Raw genomic sequence first — 21206 nt, 5'->3', positions numbered from 1 at the left:
GGCGGGAATCGCGACCACCAGAGTAGCGGGTGTCATGCACGGTGCAAACCCGGCTAACGCAGTTTGGTTTCGCAAGAGAACGTCAAATCACGGGATCGCCACCCGGTAGAAGCGTTTCGACTTGTTCACCGCATTGGCATCCGTCCAGGTCGTGCTCGCAGACGTCGCCGTCACGATTACGGGCGTCCATTTCTTCAAATCATCGCTGTACTCGATCCGGTAGTCGTTCCCAGCCACGCTCGGGAAACTCAGAACGGTGCTCGTGCTGCGACTGAGCGTCGTTTGGGGCTGCGCATTCACATTCGAGTCACTGGTGCCAAAATACGTCTCCAAGTCACTGTAGAAGCCATCGCCATCTGCATCCGTGTGGACTTCAAATGTATCGACAAAACCGCTGTCGAGCCCCGAAGCAGTCGCTTCGTCCTTCGAGTAGCTCCATTTCAGCAAATGCGTGCCTGCGGGGATCAGAAAGCCCTTCCTCGTCCAGCCCACCTCGCCGCTGATCGAGTCCGTCTCTACGCCATCAATGTAGAAGCGTAGAAAATCATAGTCCTCCTCCGAAGACACACCCCAGTAGAAGGTCACCTTACACGGCCCCGTGACCTCCGTGCTCATCTCGCAGCTCTCCTCGTGATCGACCGGCCCACTGCGAGCAGCATCCTCACCATCGCGAGCGTAGAGCCACTGCGGCAGCCATGTTTTATCGCCCGTAGTGGCAAAGGTGCGTGTCGGCGCATCCAGCACCTCTGCCAGCCCCTGTGCCACCGTGCCTACCTCGATCGTCACTGTGCCCGTTCCTACGCCAAAGCTATTCGTCGCTGTCACCGTGACTGGATAGCTGCCCACCGCTGCCACGCTGCCATAGATCAGACCCGTTTCTGCATGCAGTGTCAGTCCCGCTGGCAGATTACTGGCAGTGTAAGTCGTAGGCGCATTCGTAGCCTCGATCACATGGCGGAAATAGATGCCCGCATACGCCTTCACCGTCGCTGCTGGGACGACAGGAGCGGTGGTGATCGGTGTGATCGTCATCTCATCCACCCATCCTGTATCCAGGCCTTTTTTCTCGCCCTGATCCTTGGAGTAATAGATGTCGATGTTGTGCGGGCCACTGCCGATGTCTGTCTCACTCAGCGTCCAATCTTTCTCGCCCGTTAGGTAGTCACGCACATAGCCATCCACCGTGAGAATGAGATAATCGTAATTCTTTTCTGAAGACACCTTCCACTGAAAAGCCAGCCGCGCAGGCCCATTCACGGTGAATTCCATGCCCGAGTACTCCTCATCCTCCACATTCGCGAACTGGATCGCATCCACGCCATCATGCGTGGTGGCAGTCTGCAAAATCGGATCACCAAAGCCAAATGGCACGATCTTTGTCGCCGTCGGCTGCTCCACCGCCGTGGAGAGCGCTGGCAATGCCGCAAGGATGTAGAAATAGGTGTACTCGCTGCTCGTGCCGCTCGCATTCGTCACATCCTGATAGCCATCAGTGAGCCCAGTCTCTGTCGGCGTGCCCGTGATGAGCCCAGTGGTGGGATTCAGGGTCAATCCTGCCGGCAAGCCGCTGTAAAAATATCTTCCAGCCTCAAACAGCGTCGGCGCATTCGATGCCGTCATCTGATGCTTCATCTCCCAGCCCTCACGGCCCACGATGATCCAGCTCGATGTCAAAACCGGCAGTGGCAGCGCCTCTGGCGTGGGTGTGCCGAAAAAGGTGATCGTCACCTCATCCAGCGTGCCTGCGTGGTCGATGGTGCGGTCGATCACCTCCAGCTTCCAGTCTCCGTGCGAGCGCTCGCCCCAGAAATGCGTCGTCATGAAGGTCCAGTCCAGATCCACCGCCGTATCATTGAAGCGGGATCTGGCCAGCCGCACACTCACACCACTGGGCGACTTCAGCCGCCACTCCAGATGCCCCACGTAGCTGTGCGTGGCCTTCACATGCACCGTCACATGCTCCAAGCGCAGATTATTCGCCAAGGGCACGCTGAAGGTGCGTGCGGTGCCCGCAGCATCGGCATCCGGGATCGGCTGCGCCAGCGCTGTCTGCGTCATCACATGCTGCTGCCTTGCCGCCAAATTCGTCCAAGTCGCCGCCATTGCCACAGCGGCCTGTGCATTCACCAAGCCTGCACCGTAGCGCTCATTGAAGTGAAACCCCACACCGTTCTGCACCCATGCGCCATCGAATTCATCATTCTTCACCGCCGTGCGCACCAGGATCTCCTGCACATCACGCACCTTCAACGCAGGATTCGCCTCCAGCATCAGCGCCACCACACCCGCCACCGCTGGAGTGGCCGATGAAGTGCCACCAAAAGTATTCGTGTAATCGAAATTGGGGTAATCAGGATGCTCCACCGTGCCGCCATCTTCATTGTAGCCGATGTCACCGCTGCGATCCGTCGTGGTAATGCCCTGCTTACCGCCATTCGATGGCGCACAGACCAGGATATTCGCCCCTGGCTCGCTATACCAAGAGGCGCGGCCCTTTTCATTGATCGCAGAAACAGCGATCGCATACGGCGATGCCGCCCAGCCATCGTAATTCGAGTCATCGCCCGAGCCATTGCCATTCCCCGCTGCCCAGAGGAAAACGGTGCCCTTCCCTGCCCGCCCCGTCGTCGCAGCATCCTCGAGTGCGGCTAAGCTCAGCGGCCCAGGCCCACCCGTGCCATAGGCACTGTCGTAGGGGCCCCAGGAGTTGCTCTTGATGTCGATGATGTCCTTCTTGAAGGCAAAAGCATCCGCCTCATCCGCATCCGTCGTCGGCGCAGCGATGAGCTTCAGCCCCACCAGCGTCGCCAGCGGTGCCACGCCACTCACTCCGAGGGCATTATCACCGCGTGCCGCCGCTACCCCTGCGCAGGCAGTGCCGTGGTAGTTTTCCACCCCTGGAGAGGGATCATCATCGAGCGCATTAAAATCACGATCATTCACCAGATCCACATTCGCGGCCAAATCCGCATGCGCCACCTCCAGCCCATCATCCACGATGCCGATGCGCACACCGCTGCCTTTTCGCGTGTCCCAGACATTCACCGCATTCACATCCACACCTGCCGTGCCACCATTTTGCCCCGTATTGCGCAAATGCCACTGTTGGTCAAAAAGCGGATCATTCGGCACTGCGCAGCGAAAAAGCTGCCTAGCCAGCAAAGGTGTCGCGGAGGCCACTTCGGGCCGTTTTTGCAGCATTTCCGCTCCACCCAGGGCCGCGTCTGCTTTCCCTGCGAAATCCACCACGGCATACTTACCGCGTTTTTCCACCTTCAGCACACCGGGCAAGGAACGCAGCCCCGCGATGTCCTTCCCCGCCCGCAATTCCACCCGCACACGCCTCGTCAGCCAGTGCCGCGTGCCTTCATTCCTCGGTGCCCGCTTCTCATAGAGCACCCACTCGCCTTTCGAGCCCGTTTCCACCACTGAGCGCTCAAACTGCTTCCCCCCGACCACGATCTGCCCGCGCAAAATCGCGCCACAGGCTAGAAAGAGGAACAGAATGAAAAAACGCATCCGCATAGAGACAAACAGCCCACGAGTTTGCTCGTTCACAGGCCGAATGCGAGCCTGAAAAAAGGACTAGCGAACCACGCAAACTGCACACAGCATCCTTTGTCACCAGCCGGATTTTCCTTCTGCACGACACCGCCAGGGTGCTCTGCCGAGCTGAATCAAGATTCGACGCCTTCAGTTTTTTGAAAGCCTCAGATTCCTATGAAAGCCGCTCCTCTCCTCGCACTGCTGTGTTTTGCCTCGGCACTATCTCTCCAGAGGCTATCAGCGCAGAATCTGAAGTCCACTCTGGGAGACATCCCCATTGCTCCGGTGCCTGTGGACAGCAATGGCAACCCCATTCCGCCAACTCAGCCTACGGATGAGCAAATCGCCGAACAGAAGCGCCTGCAGCAGGCACGCCAGGATCAAATCCGTGCACAGGAGGAAAAAGACGCCGCCGAGCAGCGCCTACGCGATGAACAACTCGCCGCCGAACACCGCGCAGAGGAGCGTGATGCTCAGAACCAAAATCGCACGCTGATCTACGTCGTGCTTGCCGTCATCGCCACACTGATTGCCTCACGCCTTTTCAAAAAACAACCTCCACCATCCCCATGATCCTCTCTCGCTTTTCCTTCCTCCTCGCCTGCACTTTCCTCTGTGGCTTGGCTGCTGCGGCGGAGCCCAAAACTCCCGACCTACCACAATGGCGTGGCCAGCAGGATGGCGGCGGCGATTTCTCCACGCGTGTCTTCAGCACCCAGGCCGACTGGGCGGGCTTTTGGCTCCGCAGTGGCAAGCCAGCCCCGCAGGCACTGGATGAAAAGCGTGAGATGGCAGTGCTCATCACCCTCGGTGAGCGTCCCACCGGCGGATTCAAGCCACGCATCCTCAGTGCCACCGAGAGCGATGGAAAATACCTCGTCGTCTATTCCGAGGGCAAACCCGGCCCCGACACCTTCGTCACCCAGGCACTCACCTATCCATGGGTGATCGCCATCGTGCCAAAATCCAGCCTCAAGGTAGAAACACGTCTCCAAGCCCCCTAACTCGCTCACGACCATGAAATTCATCTTCAAGTGCATCCGCGAGCTCGTCTATGCTTTCGGCATTCTCGTCCTCTCCTTCATCGGCGGAAACATTCTGTTCCGTGCCACCATGGATCTGCTCGGGAAAAGCTACACCAAATCGGATGTCGATGTCTTCATGCTGCTCTTCGGTCTGGCGGTGCTGCTTATTTACATCCTGCGCAAAATTTTTCGGCGCAAAAAAAGCCTCCCACCGCCCACTGAGTGATGTCTGCCACCGACCAGGAGCCGAATCCAGGCTGTGGCCGCCGTGTGGTGGAGATCGTAGGGCTGTGCATGCTGCTTTTCCTGCTTTTTAGCGGTGCTCGCGAGTTTTGGCAGGGCCGCGCAGACGCCTTTGGCCCATCGGAGCTGGAGGAGCGTGATCTCACACTCGCTCCAGGCATCCAGGTGGAAATCCTCTCTTCCGCGGGATCATTGCGTGAGAGCCGATTTGATGCCTTTGATGTCTCGCCCGACGGCGAGGTGCTCGTTTTGATCGGCACGCGACTCGTCGCACTGCATAGCGGAGAGGAAGTCTTCACGGAGGATGTTGCGGTGCAGTCCTTCGCCTTCGCACAGGATGTGCTGGCCATCACGAACATGCAAAACGAGCTCGGGTTTCTCGCACAGGGGAGATTTGAGCTAGCAGGGCCCGCACCCATGCCCACCTGCCGCCTACGGCCCACCACGGATCACACGCGGCTGCTTTTACTGCGTAGCGACTATGATTCAAACACGGGCCAACCTGCACTCATGGCCATGCACTCAGGTCAGGAGCCTATCGCTCTCACTGGCTCGAACTCGCCACTCACCACCGCAGGCGGCGATGTCTTGCAGACCTACTTTTCCGAAAATGGCTCGCTCTTCCGGCTCCTCACCACCGACTTGCCGTCCTTGGTCTTCATGCTGCCAGAGGAAGACGTCAGCATCACCGGCATCTGCGTCGCTGGGAGCACACTCTATTTTTCCACGGAGAAAGCCGTCTATGTGCTGGAGGAAGGCATCGCCATCCCACTCGTCCTCGGTGCGGGTGGTGATCTGAGGCTGGTGGAAGGCGCACTCTACGTACTCGATTCCGCTTCAGGCAGAGTCCTGCGCATCATGCTCACTCATCCAGAATCATCATGAAGCTCCTCTGCACGCTACTTTTGCTCTCATTCGCCTTTGGCACTGCTCAGGCCGCCACGCCTGACCCTTTCCGCAGTGGCCTTGATCAACTGCGCATCGCTATCGAAAAACTCGGCCAACCCGCTGCATCGGAGGTCTCATCTGCCATACGTGAACTCGACGACATCCGCCTCGACCTCGAAAAACAAGCCGCCGTCCTCAACAATCACTACGCCAACATCGACAGCGAACAGGACAAGCTCGACCGAGCCAATCGCGACCGCGAAGACAAGCTACGCCAGATCGACTTTGAGCAAAAAACGCACGCTGCGGACATGGAGGATCTGACACGGCGCATCGCCGCCCTGCGTGCCGATAAAGCGCAACACGAAGCCGCCAAACTAGCCGCCACCAGCGAGGCCGAAATGCGTCGCATCAACGAATGGGCCATGGAGGGCAATCGGCGCAAAGGACTGCTCGAAAAAGAGCTCGCAGAGCTCGATCAACGACGGAAAGACCGTGATCAGCGCCGCGCAGACATCGCCAGCGACATCATCAGCCACGCCCAAAACGCCAACTGGCTCGGACGACGCCGCAGCCTCGTCGATCAACAGTCCTCTCAATTGCTCGCGGCTATGTCCGCCGCACTTTCCCGTGCTCTCGCCCTCAGCCAGATCCAGTCCATGCCTGCACGTGTAGCAGAGTATGAATCCCCAGAAGCCATCGCGAAAAAAGTGAGCAAAGAGTTCTTCTATGGCGTCGCGAAAGAGGCCTCCATCAACTACCTCAGCAAAAATGCGCAGCAGGAAGTCCTCGAACGGCTAGGGAAAAGGCACGTCCTCAAAATCCTCTCCGCCGTGGGGCTCCAGGGAGTCCCCGGAAGGACGATCTACTCCGTCGCGGAAGTCTCCCTTGAGGCCACCATCGCAGGCACCGAGCAGCGCACACGCGAGGTCACTCGGAATCTTTTTCTCATCGGCGACTACGGAGAAATCATGAAGCGAATGATCCAGGCGCAGGGCGCAGGTGCCACCGAAACGCCCGAATACCTCGCCATGCAGAATGAAATGAAGCGCCTCGCTGATGAGATGCCAGATTCCAATGGCGAGGTCATGCTCCAGGGACTCAACAGCGCTGCCGCCATCACCACAGCGCTCATCGGTGCCGCTGGCAACTACGTCGGCAGCAAAGCCCAAAAAAAGGTATTCAAACTCACCGACCGCTGGCTCACCTCCAAATACAAAACAGACAGTGCTAGCACCGTGCGCTTCTTCCGCGGAGCATTCAAAGCCGTCTCCAATACCACGGCTAGCGATGGCACCAAACGCAGCGCCGCACTCATTCAGTCAGCACTGCAAGAGGCACGCGAAAAGAAAGCCACTCACTGACTCCATTCTTCCTCAAAGTAACGCACCAGCGCCTGGTTGCTCAGATGATTCGTCTCCACCGCCACGCGGGCGATGTCTGGCGGGAACTGCGTTAGTTGCTCCAGAGTGGCGGCATTCATGAAGCGTAGGCCTTCTGGAAGTTTCGCCGCTTCGGTGAGAGGTTTTGCAGAGGCCAAAATGAAACCCCACTCGCCAAAACTCGGCACAAAGGCGTGATACGGCTCCGTTTGCAGCCCACAGGCACGCAGCGTGGCCTCCACGCACCAGAACGACTTCCGCGCTACAAATGGCGATGTACTCTGCACCACCACCGCTGCATCCGCACTCATGCTGCGACGCAGGCGCTGGTAAAAAGTCGTCGTGTAGAGCTTCCCCAGTGAAAAATTCGAGGGATCAGGAAAGTCGATCACCACAAAATCGAACGGCCCACGCTGCTCCGCCAGCCAGATGAAGGCATCCGCATTTTCCACCCGCACACGGGATGAAGCCAGCGCCCCACCATTCTGCTGCATCAAAAGTGGCTGCTGGGTAAACAATCGCGTCATCGCCGGATCGAGATCCACCAGCGTGACCGACTCGATCTGCGGATAGCGCAGGATTTCCCGCGCCGCGAGCCCATCTCCACCACCGAGAATGAGCACTTTTTTGGCCTGCGGCAGCCTGCTGAGCCCAGGATGCACCAAGGCCTCATGATAGCGATATTCATCCCGCGTGCTGAACTGCAAATTGCCATTCAGGTAGAGCCGCAGCTCACTTTTTTGACGCCGTGAGCACGATGCGCTGATATGGCGTGGATTCGGCAAAAATCACCGGATCAGGGAAAACCGCGTATTCAGCCAAGCGGGTGATTTTTTCGCCCCAAATCAGTCCAGCGATCAAAACGGCCGCCACAAGGCCGCCAGAGAGCCAAAGACCGCTTTTACGCGGCAATTCATGCCTCAACATCCGCAACGCCAACATGCCGACACCCACATTGATAAGCCCAAAAAGAAACGCACTACGCACCAGCCCCAAATGTGGCACCAGCACCAACGGAAACAGCAGTGATGCGAGTAACGCCCCGATGTAATCAAAGCTGAACACATTCGACACGAGGTCCTTGAACTCGAAACGTCCCTCCAGCACTCGCAGCAGCAGCGGAATCTCCAGCCCCACTAGCATGCCGATCAGAAATACCATGCCATAGAGGGGGATGCGGAACGAAACACTCCACCCAAAGAGCAGAAACAACAGCGCCGCCGAGCACCCACCCACCAACGCGATCAGGAACTCGATGCGAATGAACGTGGCGATCAAATTCCCCGTGATGAACCGCGACAAATACGAACCCACACCCATCGCGAAGAGATAAACCCCGATCACCGTGGAAAACTGCATCACTGAGTCTCCCAGCAAATAACTCGCCAGCGTCCCCGCGATCAGCTCATACACCAGCCCACACGTCGCGATGGCGAAGACGGAGAGAAGCAAAAGCCAGGGCTTGGGTGCGGAAGTGGACATACACAATTCACACCCAAGAGAGCACGCAGTCAGAACCTACGCGAGGAGGAACTGCCACTCAGGGCCACTCACTCCCAGCGGATGTTTTTCGAGCTGGCTTGGCTGTGCAGGGTCTGCGTGACTTGCTCGTCAAAGGAATCTGTCTTGCCAGAGGCGGCGAGTTTTTGGCGTTCAGCGAGAATGTGGGCATCACGGGCTTTGACGAGATCGGCGATGCGTTTCTGAATGGCTTCACGCTCGGCCTGTTGTTTGGCGACGTGCGCTTTGAGATCTTCTGGACTGAGCTTTCGTAAATTTTCGGGCAACTCATCGGCTTTGACCTCTTCGAGCTTCTTTTTGCCCTCCTTGATGGCGTCGATGAGCTCTCCCGTGCCCTGCACGGTCTTGGCAGACTTCCAGTTGAAGGCTAGGCGGCTTGCATTCGCCGCAGGTGCCGCAGCTTCAGCGGCAGATTGCTTGGATAGCACGCCCTGACGCATACTTTCCGTGCCGCAGGGGATGAGGGTGGCACCGATCTTGATGTTCAGTTCCATCAGTTCCTTGTCCTGCGGTGCGGCAATATGCTGCATATTGCCGTCCTGTGGGATGACCGCAAAAGCGCCGCCTGCACTGCTAGCGATGGCCTTCCACACCTCCGCCGTGCCAGCGATGTTGCCGCACTGGATGGTATTGATGAGGATGTCTTTCTTGCCGGCTTTTTTGCAGACCTTGGGCCAATGCTTGCCATCCGCATACTGCTGCGGCGGCGCATCACCGACGAGGTAAACGACGCGGAAGGTATCTGGATCATCACTCCACTGCATGCTGCTCACGGCTTCATGCAGCGCCTCACTGACGCTCTCCGGCGTATCACCACCACCATCGGCACGGAATTTCTGCAAATCGGCGTAAAGCGCATCCAGATCATCCGTGAGTGCGACAGGACGCGTCACATACGCATCTCCGCGATCACGATAACCGACCAGACCAAATCGGACCTGCGGCTTTGGCTTTGCAGAGATGATGTCATTGGCGATGGACCAGATTTTTTGCTTCGCCCCCTCGATGAGCCCGGACATGGAGCCCGTCGTATCGAGCACGAAGCACACCTCGACTCGTTTTTGTGCCTGAGTCGGCTTTTGGGCCTCAGTAGGCACTTTGGGAGCGGTGGCAGTTTCAGTAACCGCTTCATTTTTGGCCTGTAAGACCAGGGTGAAGGCGGAAAGAGCGATAGGAAGGAGTAGGTGCGTTTTCATGGCACCGACAGGCTTCCACGCAGGTCTGCCCTCGTCTGTAAAGTGCGAGTAAAGACCCGCTTGGGACCACGCTTGTTACGCGAAGAGGTTGGTGAGCGGCTGGCCTTTGTCGGTGACGGTGAAGGGACGCTTGGTGCTGCTGTAGAGCACCAGATCGAGCGGCAGACCCAGAGCGTAAGCGATGGTGGCATTGAAGTCGGGCACGCTGACTTTGTTTTCGGTGACTTCGATGCCTTTGTCCGTTTTGCCGTAGGTTTGACCACCCGCCACGCCACCGCCCCAGAGGACAGAGCTGAAGGCCTTCGGATAGTGATCGCGTCCGTCGTTTTGATTGATCTTCGGTGTGCGGCCGAATTCAGAGGTGAGGACGACCAGTGTGTCATCGAGCAGCCCACGGCGATCCAGGTCACTGAGCAGGGCACCGACGGCTTTATCGAGCTCGGCGGCACGCTCTGGCAGGCGGGCGTAGATGTCCTGGTGCATGTCCCAGCCACCGAGGGTGACTTCGACGAACTTCACGCCGTGTTCGATGAGTCGGCGGGCGAGCAGGCAGCCCTGGGAGAAATTGCCTTCGCCATAAATAGCATGGGTTTCAGCAGATTCTTTGCTGAGATCAAAGGCATCGAGGTCTTCACTCTTCATGACCTTGATGGCGTCTTTATAGACTTCCGCGTAGGCTTTGACGCCGTTGTAGTTGTAGGCCTGGCGAAAGCCCTGATCGAGCTTGGCAGAGAGGCCGAGACGGTAATCAAAATCTCCGTCGCTGAGTGAGTCGGGCTTGTGGCTGTTTTGCAGGCCTTTGGCAGGATCGTTAAGGATGAGGGGCTGGAAGGCTGCCTCAAAGAAGCCGCCTCCAGGGTGCTTGGAGTCACCCGTGATGATGACAGAGCCGGGGAGGTCTGCATTGCCCTTGCCGTGGAATTTTTGCAGCCACGCTCCCATGGTCGGGTGCCGTGTGGCTCCGCGCATGGTGTAGCTGGTATGCTGAAAGTAGTTCCCCTGAGCGTGGGCACCCTGCGTGGAGGTGAGCGAATTGATGACGACGCCGCGATGCATCATTTTGGCCGTTTCAGGCAAGTATTCGCTGACTTGCACGCCATCGGCGCTGGTCTTGATGGCCTTGGTGGTGCCCATCGTATCTGCTCCGGGGACGACACCGAAAGTATCCAGATGCGTCATACCACCAGACATGTACAAATAGATCACACGCTTGGCCGTAGCGACCTGCTTAGCCTTTGAAGCACCTTCAAATGGCGCAGCAAGACCACGCGGCGCGAGTCCATTCATGACAGAGACGCCGAGACAGGTTTTGGCGATGTTTTCGACAAAGTCGCGGCGGGAGAGATCGGTGGTGGTTTTCATAAAAAGGTGGCGTTGGATGGGTGCGATAGGTCAAAAAGGTCTCATAGGGCCTATATCACTGAACGAAGAGGAATTGGCTGCCGGTGATCAGCGCATGCGTCACGTCGGTGACGGCTTTTTCGCCACGCTCGGAGGTGACTTGGCTGAGGATGGCTTTTTCATCGGCGTTTGGCTGACGACCGAGGAGGGCGAGATAGAGCGTTTCGAGCTTCTGTGAGGTGCTCGCTGCTTTTTCGAGGTCTTGATTGAGCTTGGAAGCCGGACTGCCGAGGATTTCGGCCACAGGGCCATTGAGCAAGCTGAGAGCCTGCGGCACGGAGGCGTCATCGGAGGCATTTTGGATGAGTTCGCGGTCACTTTGACCAAAGGTGCGCAGGAAGGTGCCAGGACGAGCTGGGCTGGGCTGCTCACTGGCGCGGGTAGCAAGGTTCACGTCTTTGTTGCCACTGTTTTTCTGGTAGTTTTTGATGAATTCACGGCGCTGCTCTTTGGTCATGCTCGCGAGCTTTTTGGGGTCGATCTGCGGGCGCATCTGCTTGGCGGGCTGTTTGTTTTGTTTGGCCGCGTAGCCTTGGCGTAGCTCTTTGGCACGCTCTTCACCGAGGAGTCCGATGAGGAAATCACGCTCGGTTTCTTTACGGAGCTGCTGGGCTTGGCGAGCGAGATCTTTAGCAGCGGCGGCCGTATCGCCGCCTTTTTCCTTGGCAGCCGCGAGCTGGGCCTTCATGTCATCGAGCTTCTTTTGGTTGGCGGAGAGCTTATCGGCATTCTTGCTGGCGATTTCGATGAGCCCCTTGGCTCCTTTTTCTTTGATGGTGCCGAGGAACATGCCCAGATCGTCGAGATACTGGTTCAGGCGGACATTTTCGTCATCGACGCTGTCATCGACATTGCCTTTGCTAAGAGTGACGAGGCTGTCCCAAATCTGCTCCGCGCTCATACGGCGGAGGATGGGGCCGGTGAAGTGATAAGTCTCACCCAATGGCACCTCCTGCGTCGTGGCGGCACGCTGATAGGCATCGGTGTTGTAGATCACGCGGAGGAAGGATTTGAGCGAGTATTTCTTCTCCACCATCAGCTCTGTGAGGTAATCCATCAGCGCAGGATTGCTGGCGACGGTGCTATCGGTCATCTCATCGACGGGCTCGATCAAACCAATGCCAAAAGCCTTCTTCCACATGCGATTGGCAATGACGGTGGTGAAGCGCGGGTTCTGGGGATTAGCCATCCAATCGGCAAAACCCTGAATGGTGGTCTGACCGTCTTTCTGCACGGCTTCGTGGCCGAACATGGTCTTGGCCGTGACTTTTTCGCCGGGCTTGCCATCTGGGTAGTGGTAATCATGCGGAAGGGTGGGCGTTTTGCCCTCCTGCCAGGTCGCGCTGGTATAGCGCAGGGGCTTCATCACGTCCTGCATGGCTTGTTTGACTTTCTGCATGTCCTCACGGCTGACGCTGGCAGTTTCGGTCTTGTCGGCGGATTTGCGCTCGGCCTGCATTTTCTGCACGTAGGCCTTCCGCTCTTTGGGCGTCATGCTAGCGAGGAGTTTTTTGTCGAACTGCTGTTTGGGCTTCTCCGATTTGATGTTGAAGCCGTTGCCCTTGGTGTCCATGCCCCAGGTGAAGGCGGCCATGTGGTAGTAGTCCATCTGCGTCCATTTATCGAAGGGATGGTTATGGCATTGGGCACAGACGATGCTGGTGCCCAAAAAGACCTGCACGGTATAGGCGAGGTGGTCGAGCTTGTTCTCATCCCGCTGCCAGAAGCCGATACTACCGCTATCCCACACGCCGCCGTCGGTGGTGAGGAGATTACGCACCATCTGATCGTAGGGTGTATTGGCTTTGATCTGCTTTTTGAGCCACTCCTCGTAGGCCTCGGCCGTGAGGCGGCCTTTGACGTTGTCGGAGAGGCGCAGGATGTCGGCCCAGTAGTTAAACATGTGGCTGGTGTGCCCATCGGAGGCCAGCAGCGTGTCGATGAGCTTGCTACGCTTCTGCGGATCGCTCGATTGCCTATACGCAGCGACTTCTTCGACGGTGGGGATGCGGCCCGCGATGTCCAGGTAGAGACGGCGCACGAGCACGTCCTCACTGGCGGGCGGATTGGCCTTCACACCGGCCTTTTCCCAGCCTGCGGCGAGGAGTTGGTCGATTTTTTGGCTTTCCGGCATGGAGGCAGCCTGGAGAGTGCCGAGGCCGAGAGTGAAAACCAATGCGGAGGTGATGCGGAGGGGGCTCATAGTATAAAGAACTCGTTACAAGGCCGTGAACGACCCGCCCTTGCGCTTCTTAGCTCTATTTTGCCGCTTTCCCCATGTCCCCCATATTCAGAGCGGTCGGGAGTACTGATGGCAGCGAGTGGGCAGCTTAGTGCTTACTCGCCGACGCGGACGATGCCGCGCTCGATGGCGATGGCGACGGCATTGGTGCGGTCGAAGGCATCGAGTTTTTCCAGGATGATGCTGATGTGGAGGCGGATGGTGCCCATGCTGAGTTTCATCATGTCCACGATCTCTTTGGTGGAGTGACCACGGACGAGGAGGCGGAGGATTTCTAGCTCGCGCTCGGTGAGGGGCTTGCGCTTTTCACGGGCTCTGATTTTGGCGATGATGGCGGGTGGGAAGTAGGTCTCTCCAGCGGCGATGGCGCGGATGGCGGCGAGGACTTGCTCACACTCGCTGGATTTGGTGAGGTAGCCGCGTGCTCCGGCGCTGACGGCCCGCCAGATGTCTTCTTCACCTTCTAAGATGGTGAGCATGAGGATGCGGGCATCTGGGAACTCGTTGCGGATGATGGAGAGGGTCTGGACGCCGTTTTGATCCGGGAGGTCGTAGTCCATGAGGACGACGTCTGGGCGGTGCTCGCGGTAGAGGGCGACGGCTTTGCCGCCAGTGCCGGCTTCGGCGATGACGGTCATGTCTTTTTCGGCATTGATGGGGACACTGAGGCCGAGCCGTGTGGCGAAATGGTCGTCCACGATGAGGACTCGGGTTTTCTTGGGCATGCTCATAGGCCTGAACGCGGTTGGCGGGGTGCGGTGACGGATACGGTAGTCCCCATGCCCGGTTCGGATTGGAGCCGCAATTGTCCATTTATCTTTTCGGCACGCTCACGCATGCCGCTGAGGCCGAAATGGCCGCCATCGGCTCCGAGGGTGTGGAGGTCGAAACCGTGGCCGTCGTCGTGGACTTCGAGGAGGACTTGGCTGTCGGTGTATTGGAGCCGGAGGTCGATGTTTTTGGCCCCGGAGTGTTTTCCGGCGTTGGAGACGGCTTCTTGGGCGAGGCGGAGGAGATTCAATTCCATGGTGCCGGGGAGCCGTGCGGGAAGACCGATGGTTTGGACGGTGAAGCGGGCTCCGGCGGCGGTGGCGAGCGGTTTGAGCAGTTCCTCGATGGCGGCGGAGAGGCCGCGCTGCTCCAGGGTGACGCTGCGGAGCTCACGGATGGTGGAGCGTGAGTCCTCACGTGCACGGCGCAGGAGCCTGCGTGCGAGATCGAGTGTCTCAGTGGCTTCGGCGGGTTTTTCGCCGTTCATTTTCATGGAGGTGCTGTCGAGGAGCATGTTCACGCCGACGAGTTCTTGTTCGAGGGTGTCGTGGAGGTCGCGGGCGATGCGCTGGCGCTCCTCCATGGTGCCTTGTTTTTCAGCATGCTGGCGGATCATGCGTGACTGCCTACGGACGATGAACTGGAGAGCGAGAGCCCAGGCGGCGATCATGAGGGCGAGGAGGCCGACGATGCCGAGCACCCAGAGTGCATGCTGCTCATTCCACCAAGAGGGCCTGGCGAGGACGAGGATGTCTGCTGGCTGGCGTAGGAGGATGCGGAAGCCAGTGGCGTTCCGTGGGATGACTAATGGGCGGTCTGAGATGAGCTCGCAGATTCCAGTGAGGCGTAGGGTGGTGCCTGGTGCGTAGTCTTCTGGGATGATCTCTGGGAGGGAGAGATGTGCTTCAAAGACTTGCCCTGCCGCACGGCAGATGAGGGCGGTGGATTCACGACCGCGGATGACTTCGATGAATTCGGCATCGAGGGTGACGAGTTCGCATTGCTCGCGGCTGTTGCGCTGGGCAGAGGGGTCAAAGGGCTGTGGGATGAGTGCGCTTCTGATGGTGTCTGCGCCAGTGAGCTGCCGTACATCCCGTGCGCTGAGGCTGGGACGGAAGTGGGTGATGAGAGGATAGCCATCGACCTCGACGCCATCGCCGCGCTGCACCTGGAGGGGCTGGGCAGTCTGAATGAACATGCTGCCGCCTTCGCCCCGCAGGTAGAGGCCGCGGCCTGGGACGAGGTGGGTGCATTGGCCACGGAGGCGCACATGGGTGCGTAGGTCGGTGTGGACGCGGAGGAGGTCACTGACGGTGGCGAGGGGCGGTGTGTCGCTGGCTTGGGGCTCCTCGACGATCTGGAAGGACTCTAGATCGGGCACAAAGAGCAAGCGGCCGGACATCTGGCGCTGGTCATTGAAGTGGGTGCCTGCGACGCCGTGGACGCGGACGCGTCGCTCGAGGAGCTGCCAAGGGATCTGGCGCAGCTCGCGGCTCTGGGGGACGAGCGCACGGACCTGCCAGCCGTCGATTTGGAGATCGACGACGAGGCTCTGCTCCTGGAAGGAGGTGCCTTTGACGACGGCGGTGACTTCGACGGGGTGGCAGTCCAAGGCAGGAGCGAAGAGAGCCTCTGCGCTCATTTTTTCATAAACGGGCGGCGTGCCTGGGCCGAGTTGCACGATCTGGTCTGGTAGGACGACGGGGAGGAATTCGCCCTCCGAGACGGTGCCTTCGATGCGAAGACGCTCGCCTTTGAGATAGGGCTGAGCGGGGCGTTTGTCATGAGGGACGCCGACGCAGATGCCATTGTGCCCGTCATGGATGAGGAGGACGCCCCAGTCCTCATGATAAAAGGTGACGACTGCTTCGAGCCGAGCAGGTGGGCCTAGTCGTGCCTGCTCAGGGCTGAGGGCACGGATGGCCGCAGTCGTGGTGAGCGGCTCAGCGCCGTGGGTGGTGACTGCGGTAATGGCAGCCGTGAGGAAATGGAGCAGCAGGAGGAAGCGTTTCATGCATCGTTCCTCGTGGATTGTTCATGCCAGGGTCACTCGACGTCGCCGAAGCCGGATTTGACGAGTTCTTCGAGGTCAGCCATGGCGGCCTCTGCGTCGGCACCGTCGGTGGAGATTTTGATGCACTCGCCTTTGCCTGCTGCGAGCATCATGAGTCCCATGATGCTCTTGCCATTGACGGGCTCATCGTCTTTTTCGACCCAGATATCGCACTGGTATTTACTGGCTCGCTTTACGAACTGCGCGGCTGGACGCGCATGCATGCCCATCTTGTTGCAGATCGTGAGTGTTTTTTCGAGGCTCATGAGGCGGTGCGTCAGGGTGCTTGGGGGGACTTTTCCTGATTGGCCGAGGGCGGCGCTAAGGTCAACCTAATTGGTTGTTGGTGATGTTATTGAGCAATTTTTGATCAAAATCGACCGCGCTGTTGTAACCGAAGGCGCGGAGCTTGTAATTCATGGCGGCGAGTTCGATCAGGGCGGCGACATCACGACCGGGGGCGAGCGGCAGAATGACGTGGGGCACATCGAGCCCCAGCACCTCCCGCGTGCGGGTGGCGATGCCGACGCGCTCTAGCTCCTCGGTTTTTTGGTTATGAACGAGGCTAACGATGAGATCGAGGCGCTTGCTGAGACGCAGTGCCCCGACGCCGTAGAGAGCTGTGACATTGAGCACACCGAGGCCACGGATCTCGATCATGCCGCGCAGATTATCCGGCGCAGAGGCATTGATCTCACGGTCCTCAAAGAGACGCAGCCGCACCACGTCGTCTGCGACGAGGCTGGCCCCGCGCTGGAGCAGGCCGATGACGCTCTCACTTTTCCCGCTGCCGCTCTCGCCCTCAATGAGCACGCCGACACCCTGTACATCGACCATGCAGCCGTGGGCACTCATGCGTGGGGAGAAGGCCCATTCGAGTTTGATGGTGGCTAGATTGAGGAACTTCATCGTCACCATGCTGGTCTGGAAGACGGAAATGCCGACTGAATTGGCGATTTCGACGAGATCCGGCTCCAGGCTGTGCCCGCGGGCGGTGATGATGCAGGGAATGTCCCAGCCACAGAGCTGGCGGAAGCGGTCCGCCCGCGAGGCCGGCAGCAAAGCAGAGAGATAGCTGTGCTCCGAGTTACCGATGACTTGTAGGCGCTTGTAGGCGAAGTAGTCGAAGTATCCACACAGCGCCATACCGGGCCGATTGACAGATGGCTCACTGATTTTACGCGAAAAACCACTGTCCTGGCCGATGAGCTTGAGCTTCAGCGCCTCTTGATTGTCCTGGAAAAACTCGCCCACAGTCACATGGGATGGGCGGCGGACTTTTTGAATGGGATTCATGCGTGGCGAGAGTAGGTGGTGATTGTGCGTTGGCAAAAATATTTGGAATACGTAAAAAGAATCCTCCGCGCAAAGTGTAGCCGTCCTCAAAGCCAAATGCGGTGAAGGAGCGGAGGCTGTAGGCCATCGGGTGAGACTCAGTCACGATTTTCACAAAATTTCTCTCCAAATTTGTGCGCGGCTCCGTATGGAGGAGCCCGCTATTTTCTGACCTCTCGCTTATGCTCCGAAAAATCTCCCCCCTACTCCTATCGGTCTCGCTTTTCGCCGCTGATCCCGTGGCACCACATGCACCGAGCGCAGAGCCTATCGCGGCTACGTCTGCCCGTGCTCAAAAAAGTGCTCCGCCCGCCAAAGGAGAGCGCATCGTGCTCATTGGCAATGGTCTAGCCGAGCGTGACACCTGGTACAGCCGTATCGAGACCGAGCTGCATCTGCGCTACCCGAATGAGCAGCTTCTCCTGCGCAATATGGGCCACGTCGGCGATACTCCGGGCTTCCGCCCACATCCGGCACGCGTCTCGCAGTGGGCCTTCCCAGGTGCAGAGAAATTCCATCCCGATAAAAAAGTCCACAACGGCAAAGGCTTCTACTCCACACCGGATCAGTGGCTCACGCATCTGAAAGCAGACACCATCGTCGCCTTCTTTGGTTACAATGAGTCCTTTGATGGTCCTTCCAAAGTGGGCAATTTCGAGGCCGAGCTGGATGCATGGGTCGTTCACACACTCTCAAAGGCCTACAATGGCCAATCCGCCCCTCGCGTCGTTCTCGTAAGCCCGGTCGCCTACGAAGACCAGAGCGCGAAACGCGATCTACCGAAGGGAGATGCCGAAAATGCCAATATCATCCTCTACTCGGCGGCTATCGAGAACATCGCCAAAAAACACGGCCTGACCTTCATCGACCTCTTCACCCCGACGAAGGCGATTTATGCCAAAGGCGGTGAAGCCTTCACCACTGGCGGTTTTGTGCCGACAGATGCTGGATATGTCGAAGTGGCCAAAATCCTCGCTACCGGCATGTACGGCCACGCCAGCTATGAATCCAAGGCGGACCCCAAGCTCGTGCACGAGGCTGTGAAGCAAAAGGATTGGTTCTGGAACAACGACTACAACATCCTCAACGGCGTCCACACCCACGGCCAACGCTACAACCCCTACGGCCCACAGAATTACCCCGATGAGGTCAAAAAGACCCGCGAAATGGCCGCCCTGCGTGACGAGCGTATCCACGCCATCGCCAGCGGCAAAACAAAGAGCCTCGAAGTCGATGACAGCAAGACTCACGCACTCCCCGCAGTGCCCACCAATTACCAACCCAGCGTCAAAAACGGCAGCAAAGACTACCTCTACGGCGCAGACGCGGTGAAGACCCTCACCGTGCCAGAGGGCTACAAAGTCGAGATGTTCGCCTCCGAAAAGGAGTTCCCCAATCTCGCCAACCCCATGCAGATGAGCTTTGATGACAAAGGCCGCCTCTGGGTCGCCGTGATGCCCACCTACCCGCACTACCGCCCCGGTGATGCCTTGCCGAACGACAAGCTCCTCATCTACGAAGACACCAATGGCGATGGCAAAGCGGACAAAGAAACCATCTTTGCTGATAAGCTCCACCTGCCGATCGGATTCGAATTCGCCCCAGAGGGTGTCTATGTCAGTCAGGAGCCAAACCTCGTGCTCCTGCGTGACACGAACGGCGACGACAAGGCAGATAAAATGGAAATCATCCTCGGTGGTTTTGACACGCATGATACGCACCACGCCATCAGCGCCTACGCTGGCGATCCCAGCGGTGCCTTCATGATGTGCGAGGGCGTCTTCCTCCACTCCAATATCGAGACCCCCTACGGCCCCGTGCGCTGCGTCGATGGTGGCTTCTATCGCTATAGCCCACAGCGCGGCCAGCTCGAGCGCACCATCCAGATGAGCATCCCGAATCCCTGGGGCTACGTCTTTGACCAGTGGGGTCAGGATTTCCTCCTCCACACCTCCGGCACCACCATGAACTACGCCCTGCCCGTGCAGGTGAAGCCCGCCTTTGGCAGCAAAACACCCTCCACCCCCGATCTCGTGCCCACGGAGCACAAAGTGCGCCCCACCAGCGGCCTCGAAGTCGTCAGCAGCCGCCACTTCCCCGATGAAGTGCAGGGTGACCTCATCTACTGCAACGCCATCGGCTTCCTCGGCATCAAGCAGGTCAAAATCGAAGACGCAGACACCGGCTGGAAGACCTCCCACCGCCATAATTTGCTCCAAAGCACCGATGGCAACTTCCGCCCCGTCGATCTCGAATTCGCACCCGATGGCAGCCTCTACGTCATCGACTGGCATAACGTCCTCATCGGCCACATGCAGCACAATGCCCGCGATCCCCTGCGTGACCACGTCCATGGCCGTATCTACCGCATCACCTATCCCTCACGCCCTCTCGTCAAAGCAGCCCCCGTCGAGGGAGCCCCCATCGCCGATCTCTTAGAGAACCTCAAAGCACCCGAGCTGCGTCAGCGCTACCGCACCCGCCGCGAGCTACGTGGTCGCGATCCGCAGCAAGTGCTCCCCGCCGTCAAAGCCTGGGCCGCCGTGCAAAAAGACGCCCACGCTAAGCTCGAAGCCCTCTGGACCACCTGGGGCCTCAATGCCGCCGATGAAGGCCTCCTCCGCGAAATGCTCGCCAGCAGCGACTTCCACGCCCGTGCCGCCGCCGTCCGCGTCCTGCGCTACAACACCCACCGCATCGCCGATCACGCCGCGCTGCTGGAAAAAGCCGCCAACGACGAACATGGTCGCGTCCGCCTGGAGGCCATCATCGCTGCCTCCTGGCTCCCAGACGTGCCCGCAGCGAAGAAAATCGTCGCCGCTGCCAGCGCCAAGCCACTCGATGACTGGAGCAAAAACGCCGCCAAGACCGCCATGGACCGCCTCAATGGCATCGCCGAAAAAGTCACCCTCGACTACACCGTCTTTCCCGCCCCGAAACACCTCTCCAAGCCCGCCCAGGCCCAATACATGGCCGGCCAAGAGGTCTATCACCGCGACGGGCACTGCATGACCTGCCACCGTGGAGATGGCAACGGCCTCCCACCTGCATTCCCCTCCATCGCCGCCAGCCCCTGGGTCACCGACGACGACGAGCGCCTCATCAAAATCGTTCTCTTCGGCCTCATGGGCCCCATCGAGGTCAAAGGAAAGCGCTTTGATGGCCAGGTCCCCATGACGCCCTTCGGCGGCATGCTCAAAGACGAAGAAGTCGCCAACGTCCTCACCTTTGTGCGCAACTCCTTCGGCAACAAAGCCGCCCCCATCTCCCCCGCCCAGGTCAAAGCCATCCGCGATGCCAACAAAGGCCGCATGATGCTCTTCACCTCCGACGAGATCCTCAAGGCGCATCCGATGAAGTAACTAGGCTTCACTAATGAGCCCCCCACCGGCCATTTCCCAGCCGCAGTTCAGCTATTGTGACTGCGTGCGCTGCAGGGTCGCCGTTACACCGAACAAAGGGGCTACATCGACTACAAAGGGCCGATTCCCTTCATTCCCTAGGACTTCGGTCACTGGATGCACCTCTGTCCACTCCTTTGATCCCACCGCATCAGCAGCAACGCCATACGCCAACCACAGCGGCGCGATGGAAATGGCTTTA

General features: G+C 58.7%; 14 protein-coding genes and 1 pseudogene. 6 read left to right on the top strand and 9 right to left on the bottom strand.

Annotated elements, in window-relative coordinates:
* Positions 1-87 precede the first annotated feature (87 nt).
* Positions 88-3519 carry a S8 family serine peptidase gene (locus IPK32_18645; GenBank protein MBK8093927.1) on the bottom strand — a complete coding sequence of 1144 codons (3432 nt, stop codon included), beginning with the start codon at positions 3517-3519 and terminating at the stop codon, positions 88-90.
* A 201-nt stretch (positions 3520-3720) separates the two neighbouring features.
* On the opposite strand from IPK32_18645, the gene IPK32_18640 reads away from it, so the two are divergent.
* Genes IPK32_18640 through IPK32_18620 form a run of 5 tightly spaced genes read left to right on the top strand, consistent with a single transcriptional unit; the run spans position 3721 to position 7066 of the window.
* On the top strand, positions 3721-4119 hold the full coding sequence (locus tag IPK32_18640) for a hypothetical protein (protein ID MBK8093926.1): 399 nt from the start codon (positions 3721-3723) through the stop codon (positions 4117-4119).
* Complete coding sequence (locus IPK32_18635) at positions 4116-4550, top strand: protease complex subunit PrcB family protein (GenBank protein MBK8093925.1); 435 nt, start codon at positions 4116-4118, stop codon at positions 4548-4550. The genes IPK32_18640 and IPK32_18635 overlap by 4 nt, the downstream gene beginning before the upstream one ends.
* A 13-nt stretch (positions 4551-4563) precedes the next feature.
* Positions 4564-4797, top strand: coding sequence for a hypothetical protein (locus IPK32_18630; protein MBK8093924.1), 234 nt, complete (start codon positions 4564-4566; stop codon positions 4795-4797).
* Entirely contained in the window at positions 4797-5699 is a 903-nt protein-coding gene (locus tag IPK32_18625; protein MBK8093923.1) for a hypothetical protein, read from the top strand. Before IPK32_18630 ends, IPK32_18625 begins: the two co-directional genes overlap by 1 nt.
* Entirely contained in the window at positions 5696-7066 is a 1371-nt protein-coding gene (locus tag IPK32_18620) for a hypothetical protein (GenBank protein MBK8093922.1), read from the top strand. Before IPK32_18625 ends, IPK32_18620 begins: the two co-directional genes overlap by 4 nt.
* Here IPK32_18620 and IPK32_18615 read toward each other — a convergent pair.
* The 8 genes and pseudogenes from IPK32_18615 to hprK form a co-directional block, all read right to left on the bottom strand.
* Positions 7060-8566, bottom strand: a pseudogene (locus IPK32_18615) (polyamine aminopropyltransferase). The gene IPK32_18620 and the pseudogene IPK32_18615 sit on opposite strands and share 7 nt — an antisense overlap.
* A gap of 68 nt (positions 8567-8634) precedes the next feature.
* Positions 8635-9801, bottom strand: a complete 1167-nt coding sequence (locus IPK32_18610; protein ID MBK8093921.1) for a VWA domain-containing protein — start codon at positions 9799-9801, stop codon at positions 8635-8637.
* A 75-nt stretch (positions 9802-9876) separates the two neighbouring features.
* Entirely contained in the window at positions 9877-11163 is a 1287-nt protein-coding gene (locus IPK32_18605) for a DUF1501 domain-containing protein (protein ID MBK8093920.1), read from the bottom strand.
* Positions 11164-11218: 55 nt separating this feature from the next.
* Positions 11219-13405: a DUF1549 domain-containing protein gene (locus IPK32_18600; protein ID MBK8093919.1), complete on the bottom strand. Its 2187-nt coding sequence runs from the start codon at positions 13403-13405 to the stop codon at positions 11219-11221.
* A 134-nt stretch (positions 13406-13539) separates the two neighbouring features.
* Positions 13540-14169, bottom strand: a complete 630-nt coding sequence (locus IPK32_18595) for a response regulator transcription factor (GenBank protein MBK8093918.1) — start codon at positions 14167-14169, stop codon at positions 13540-13542.
* 2 nt (positions 14170-14171) lie between these two features.
* A complete protein-coding gene (locus tag IPK32_18590; GenBank protein ID MBK8093917.1) occupies positions 14172-16229 on the bottom strand; it encodes a sensor histidine kinase in 2058 nt (685 codons plus the stop codon).
* Positions 16230-16261: 32 nt separating this feature from the next.
* Positions 16262-16534, bottom strand: coding sequence for an HPr family phosphocarrier protein (locus IPK32_18585; protein ID MBK8093916.1), 273 nt, complete (start codon positions 16532-16534; stop codon positions 16262-16264).
* Between the two features lie 61 nt (positions 16535-16595).
* A complete protein-coding gene (hprK, locus tag IPK32_18580) occupies positions 16596-17564 on the bottom strand; it encodes an HPr(Ser) kinase/phosphatase (GenBank protein MBK8093915.1) in 969 nt (322 codons plus the stop codon).
* 221 nt (positions 17565-17785) lie between these two features.
* On the opposite strand from hprK, the gene IPK32_18575 reads away from it, so the two are divergent.
* Positions 17786-20965 (top strand): c-type cytochrome, encoded by a 3180-nt coding sequence (locus tag IPK32_18575; protein ID MBK8093914.1) that lies wholly within the window; start codon positions 17786-17788, stop codon positions 20963-20965.
* The last annotated feature ends 241 nt before the right edge of the window (positions 20966-21206 follow it).

This window comes from Verrucomicrobiaceae bacterium (assembly GCA_016713035.1).
In the GTDB taxonomy this organism is placed as follows: Bacteria; Verrucomicrobiota; Verrucomicrobiia; order Verrucomicrobiales; family Verrucomicrobiaceae; genus Prosthecobacter.
The sequence above is the reverse complement of the archived record's forward strand: the minus strand, read 5'-3'. Positions and strand labels throughout refer to the sequence as shown.